General features: G+C 54.5%; 1 protein-coding gene. It reads left to right on the top strand.

Annotated elements, in window-relative coordinates:
* Positions 1-74: 74 nt before the first annotated feature.
* Entirely contained in the window at positions 75-1157 is a 1083-nt protein-coding gene (locus HKD27_RS16205; RefSeq protein WP_194690219.1) for an IS5 family transposase, read from the top strand.
* Positions 1158-1198: the final 41 nt, after the last annotated feature.

Here is a 1198-nt window from a genome sequence, read left to right as displayed (position 1 = left end):
TGGAGGGTTCGAAAAACTCTCTGGTTATGAGGCCCTGTGTGTGATTCCATCGTTCATCTTACGATGAGGGATGGATGATGATGCAGCCCGGTTTTTTTGATGTTGAAGATCGCCTGGCTCGTCTGAGTGGGCTTGGTGACCAGCTCGAAGCGTTTTCCCGGACTGTGGATTTTGAAGTATTCCGTCCTGACCTGGAGAAGGCTCTGGCCTATGCGGACGGGAGCAAAGGCGGCCGTCCGCCGTTTGATCCGGTGCTGATGTTCAAAATCCTGGTGATCCAGACGCTGAATAATCTGTCCGATGAACGGACGGAATATCTGATCAATGACCGCCTGTCCTTCATGCGTTTTCTTGGTCTGGGGCTGTCAGATCGCGTGCCCGATGCCAAAACGGTCTGGCTGTTTCGCGAGCGTCTGACACAGGCGGGTGCGGTCGATGGTCTGTTCAATCGCTTTGATGCAACCCTGCGGAACGCTGGTTATCTCCCGATGTCAGGGCAGATCCTGGATGCAACGCTGGTCGCGGCTCCCAGGCAGCGCAACACAAATGCTGAGAAAGCGGATCTGCGTGAAGGGCGGATCCCACAGGACTGGCAGGACAAGCCGTCAAAGCTGTCCCACAAGGACAGGCATGCGCGGTGGACGCTGAAGTTCACGAAAGCAAAGCGGCAGGAGGATGGGACGATCCCCGCAACAGATCTTGCCATCCCATTCTTTGGCTACAAATCCCATGTCTCCATCGACCGAAAATTTCGGTTGATCCGGAAATGGAAAACAACCGATGCCGCCGCCAGTGATGGTGCGCGATTGAGAGAGGGCTTGCTGGATAAAACCAATACGGCCTCAATAGTCTGGGCAGACACAGCCTATCGCTCAAAAGCCAACGAAGACTTCATGGAAAAGCAGGGCTTTGTCTCCAAGGTTCATCGCAAAAAGCCGCATCTCAAGCCTATGCCTCGGCACATCCAGAAATCCAACGCCGGAAAGTCCGTTATCCGGTCACGTGTCGAGCATGTCTTTGCTGATCAGAAGTCACAGACCGGACTGTTCATCCGGACAGTGGGTATCACCCGTGCAATCATGAGGATCGGGCTGGCCAATATCGTCTATAATATGCGCCGCCTTCTCTTCCTCGAGAGGATTAACGCCCACGCGTAGCAGTCCAGCGGATGATCGTTCCCGATCTGCTCAAAACGCAG

Source organism: Gluconobacter sp. R75690 (genome assembly GCF_015244525.1).
Classification (GTDB): Bacteria; Pseudomonadota; Alphaproteobacteria; order Acetobacterales; family Acetobacteraceae; genus Gluconobacter; species Gluconobacter potus.
Note: the sequence above shows the minus strand (reverse complement) of the source record. Positions and strands in the feature narration are given on the sequence as shown.

Bases quoted from the DNA above. Each gene is read 5' to 3' on its own strand.
- HKD27_RS16205 (WP_194690219.1), top strand. From the start codon at position 75: ATGATGATGCAGCCCGGTTTTTTTGATGTTGAAGATCGCCTGGCTCGT.